General features: G+C 61.6%; 3 protein-coding genes. 2 read left to right on the forward strand and 1 reads right to left on the reverse strand.

All coding sequences use genetic code 11. The features are described 5' to 3' along the window. On the forward strand, positions 1–261 hold a 261-nt coding region (locus QN350_RS19040; RefSeq protein ID WP_323503745.1), incomplete at its 5' end, for a hypothetical protein. A gap of 167 nt (positions 262–428) precedes the next feature. On the opposite strand, the gene QN350_RS19045 is transcribed toward QN350_RS19040, so the two are convergent. Continuing rightward, on the reverse strand, positions 429–1,826 hold the full coding sequence (locus QN350_RS19045; RefSeq protein WP_322140322.1) for a glutamate decarboxylase: 1,398 nt from the start codon (positions 1,824–1,826) through the stop codon (positions 429–431). Positions 1,827–2,377: 551 nt separating this feature from the next. Here QN350_RS19045 and QN350_RS19050 point away from each other — a divergent pair. After that, on the forward strand, positions 2,378–4,288 hold the full coding sequence (locus tag QN350_RS19050; protein ID WP_322137430.1) for a KUP/HAK/KT family potassium transporter: 1,911 nt from the start codon (positions 2,378–2,380) through the stop codon (positions 4,286–4,288). Positions 4,289–4,719: the final 431 nt, after the last annotated feature.

A 4,719-nucleotide genomic window follows, 5' to 3' on the forward strand; every position in this document is an offset into this window, starting at 1 on the left:
CACCGAACTTCTACACTCCACGAGACCTATTACGCTGAGGGAAACCCGATGTCAACAATGTGGACGGCCGTGACTCTCCGGACGGACGATGTTTTGGGCCAAACTTTTGTTGTCGTGGTCAAACGTGACCAGCACGGCCACGTTCCAACGGTCCTCGTCAACCCAATCGACACCGCCGGCCGCAGGCTGCCGGGTGTTTGGCTGAGCGAGGCTTCTCACCACACTGTCTACCGGCGCCTGCCAGAGAATCCCTCGCTCTAGGAGTGCGGTTCAGTTCTCGTTCAGTGCTTCCCCTCCGCGATCCCCCCTTATGGTCGACGCCGCCACCACGCCTGCCGTGACCGGGTCTCCTTCATGGCTGCATTTCGCCTCGCGGCACCCAACCGAACCTACGGGGAATCTGCTGTACGGAGGACCGCCGCGGGGTGTCAGTGCGTGAATCCGGGTTGCTGCCCTTCGACCGGCATCGGCCCCTCGAGCCTGTCAAGGTAGGCCGTCTCATGCTCGATGACCGTGAGCAGGCGTGCGGCCAGGTCCATGCTGAGCCCGTTGCGCACGACGATGCGTTGCACCGTCATCTCGGACAGGTCGTCGGGCATCCGGTAGGCGGGAACGAGCCAACCATGGGAACGCAGCCGGTCCGAGAGGTGGAACAGGTTCCAATTCCGGGTGTGGCCGGGGGTGAGCCGCCACGCGAACACCGGGATATCGGAACCGTCGTTCCACAGGGTGAAGGCGCCGATCTTCTCGATGCCGCGCGCAAGGAATCGTGCCACGTCCTGGGACACCTGCTGCACGGCACGGTATCCCTCGAACCCGAGCCGGAGGAAGAGGTAATACTGCAGGAGCACCTGCGCGCCGGGACGGGAGAAATTGAGGGCGAACGTGGGCATGCTCCCGCCGAGGTAGCTGACGTGGAAGACCAGGTCCTCCGGCAGCAGGTCCTTCGAACGCCAGACGATCCAGCCCAGGCCGGGGTATACGAGACCGTACTTGTGCGCGGACGTATTGATCGAATGCACCCGTTCCAACCGGAAGTCCCAGGCCAGTTCCGGCTGCAGGAAGGGCGCGATCATGCCCCCGGATGCCGCGTCGACATGGATCGGAATGTCCAGTCCGGTGCGTTCCTGGACCTCGTCGAGGGCTGCGGCGATCGCCGCGACCGGCTCGTAGACCCCGGTGTAGGTCACGCCCATGATCGCGACGACGCCGATCGTGTTCTCATCGACATAGCTTTCGAGGTTGTGCCCGTCGAGGCTCGGATGCTCCTCGCTGATGGGCACGAAGCGCGCCTCGACGTCCCAGTAGTTGCAGAACTTCTCCCAGCACACCTGCACCGCGGAACTCATCACGAGGTTCGGCTGCCCGGTCGGCTTCCCGGCCGCCCGCCTGGCCTGCTGCCAGCGTCGTTTCAGGGCCAGTCCGCCGAGCATGCACGCCTCCGAGGATCCGATCGTCGACGTGCCGATCGTGTCCATCGGCTCCGGCGCATGCCAGAGGCCCGCGATCATCCGCCAGCAATACTCCTCGATCGCCGCGGTCTGGGGGTATTCGTCCTTGTCGACGACGTTCTTGTCAAAGGCCTCCGCGTAGAGCCGGCCGGCGTGATCATCCATCCAGGTGCCCACGAAGGTCGCGAGGTTCAGCCGGGCATTGCCATCGAGCATGATCTCGTCGTGGATGATCTGGTACGCCGTCTCCGGCTCCATCGGGTCCGCGCCGAGGACATAACGTGGGACAACGCTGTCCTCCCCCGGGCGGGCGAAGAGCGGGTTGATCTCTAAGAACTCCGGCTTGAACTCTGAGTTGGCCTGCATGGGGTCCATGCTGCCGTATCGGGCCGGGAATCGACCACGAACCGCCGTTGCCCGCAGCCCGGTCGGGGTGGCGTATGCAGTCGATCTGCTCTGCCGCAACGACGGGATGGTGTTGGAGATCATGTCGAAAAATGTACGTGTTGCTCGAGCTCGCGGGACGAAACACCGAAGACGAATGCGCGATGACCACCTACCGTGCCCTAACCCGCCACCGCGTCTCGACCCGTATCGCCGCCCTGCTCGTGGGGTTGCCGCGCTCGATGACGGCCAGGGCTTCACGCACCCCAGCCGCTGGGCCTTCCATCTATTTCCGGAGGTTCACAGATGGGGGCGGTGCGTGGGAACTTTGGAGTGGGCGCCGGCCAGGTCGACTTGGTGCTCACCGATGGTTGCCGACACGTCGCACGATACCGGCTGCGGCACACATAACGCTCTCTCCGCACCCTAGGATTCAGGAGTTAGTTGACGCGGCGCCTTCAAGACCGCTTCGCACGCTAACCGTTAACCGGATCGACAGCGGTCCCAGCTGCCGTGAGCCTGTCTTGGATGTAGAAAGATTCGTGAAGTTGGAAAAATTGAGCGCACGCGGTCCGGCTTTGGTTGTGGGTCCCATGATTGCGGCGATGGGTGTCGTCTTCGGCGATATTGGCACCAGCCCGCTTTACGCGGCGACGACGACGTTTGACGCCGGTCGTTTCGATGTCAGCGGACCGTCGGCCGAATATGTGTATGGGTCGACGGCGACCATCGTCTATGCGCTCACTTTGGTTGTCACGATCCTCTACGTGCGTTTCCTGATCCGGGCTGACAACCGAGGCGAAGGTGGGCTTCTCGCACTATTCGGGCTTCTCCGCCGGAGCGGTCTGAAAGCTCGAACCCTCACGACCTTCACTATTGTTGCCATGCTGGGTGCCGCAATGTTTCTAGGCGATAGCGTGATCACTCCCGCGATCTCGGTCCTGTCCGCAGTAGAAGGTCTAGAAGTGATCCAGCCGACCCTGTCCGCCCTTGTGGTGCCGATCGCAGTCGTGATCTTGCTGGGTGTTTTTGCGATACAAAGATTTGGCACCCGAACAATCGGACGGCTCTTTGGCCCGATAATGTTGCTCTGGTTTCTTGTCCTCGCAGTGACGGGTGGCGCATCGATCCTGGAGGACCCCGCGGTCCTTCAAGCGCTCTCACCGCACTGGGTTGTACTTTTCTTCATCGACCAGCCCGGGACAGCATTCTTCGCCCTCGGAGCGATCGTTCTGGCCGTTACGGGAGCCGAAGCCCTCTACGCCGACCTCGGCCATTTCGGCCGACAAGCGATCACGCGCGCATGGATGTGGGTCGTCTTTCCCGCCCTGGTCCTCAACTATCTTGGGCAGGCGTCCTTGGCTCTGCGCCACCCGCAGGAGGCGACCGCATCCTTCTTCGGCCTCGTGCCCGCGTGGGGTCAACTCCCCATGGTCATCCTCGCCACGGCCGCCACGATCATCGCTTCCCAGTCTGTGATCTCAGGGACATACTCCGTCATCCATCAAGCGTGGCGTCTGGGGCTCTTCCCTCCACTTCGAGTAGTTCACACATCGGAAAAGAACGAGGGCCAGATCTACGTTCCAGCCATCAACGTCCTACTTGCACTTGCTGTGCTCGCCGTGACAATTGGCTTCCGAGGATCCGCCGCGTTGGCCTCCGCATACGGCATCGCCGTCACCACTACCATCTCCATCACCACCATCGTCTACCTGGCCTGGAGTTGGGCACACTCCAGACGCCTCACGCCAAGAATTCTCGCCGCAGGCGCAATCCTCCTGGTGACTGTCGCGTTCCTCGTCGCGAACCTACCCAAAGCGACCTCGGGAGGGTGGCTCCCACTCGCAATCGGCGCAATCATATTCACAGTGATGGGCTCATGGTGGATAGGACAGCAACGCATCCGCGCCGCACGACGCATCGGCGAGCTCCCCCTCAGCGACCTGGAGTCCTTTCTCACACGCGCCAAAGGGGACCTGTTCCGGGTTCCCGGAGACGCAGTGTTCATTACCCGGAATCCAAATATTGTGCCCGTTGCCCTGCGCACAATGGTCACTCAAAATCATGCCCTCCAGAAACGCTCCATCCTCTTGAGCTGGTCAACGATCGACGTCCCCTCCACCGTCGGGATGAAACAACGAATCAACGTCGAAACGTTCCCCTCCGGAATCGTTCGCGTCGTCGCGAAAGTCGGATTCCTTGAGCAACCCCGGATGACAGAACTCCTGACCGAAGCTCACACCGTCGACAAGACAGCGCTAGTAAATTTCGCTTCCTCACGCGCAACATTCTTCATCTCCACCCCAGTACCCCGCTACAACCGGCGGAGCAAAATGTTTCGCTGGGCCCAAGTCCTCTTCCTAGCCCTCGACAGGCTCGCACCCGACCCCGTCGACGTCATCGAGCTTCCCCGAGACAGAACCATCGTCCTCGCCCGCGAAGCACTCCTCTAAACCTCGGACCAACTCAAAGAAACGGTTGACGATCCCACAACCCCAGGCCGCTAACACTTGCTGAAGTTCACGGCCACATCGTTGGGTCAGAGGACGGGAAAAGCGCGATCGCCAAGGAAGACCATCAACGGTGACCCTTTGGCCGAAGAAGAACGAAAAGGGTTGAGGGAGGCTCGCACGCATCTGGGCTCGGAAGGCCGCCAGGCAACGGCTGTCTAGTTCTGAGTTTTCGAGACGGAGCTCGCGCGCGAATCAAGCCCCGGGACGGGGCCCTGACCGGGATGGAGCAGAACACGAAACCGGAACCCGAGCGCCTTTCTGGCAACACTGGGGATGCTTCGTTCCTTCTCCAGACGTTTTGTCTCGAGCGAGTACGTGGTGCGCTGAAGCACTTGGTTAATGGGCGAGTCCGGAAACGAGGTTGATCGTTG

Source organism: Cryobacterium sp. 10I5 (assembly GCF_035019865.1).
Lineage (GTDB): Bacteria > Actinomycetota > Actinomycetes > Actinomycetales > Microbacteriaceae > Cryobacterium > Cryobacterium breve_A.

Bases quoted from the DNA above. Each gene is read 5' to 3' on its own strand.
- QN350_RS19045 (WP_322140322.1), bottom strand. From the start codon at position 1,826: ATGGACCCCATGCAGGCCAACTCAGAGTTCAAGCCGGAGTTCTTAGAG.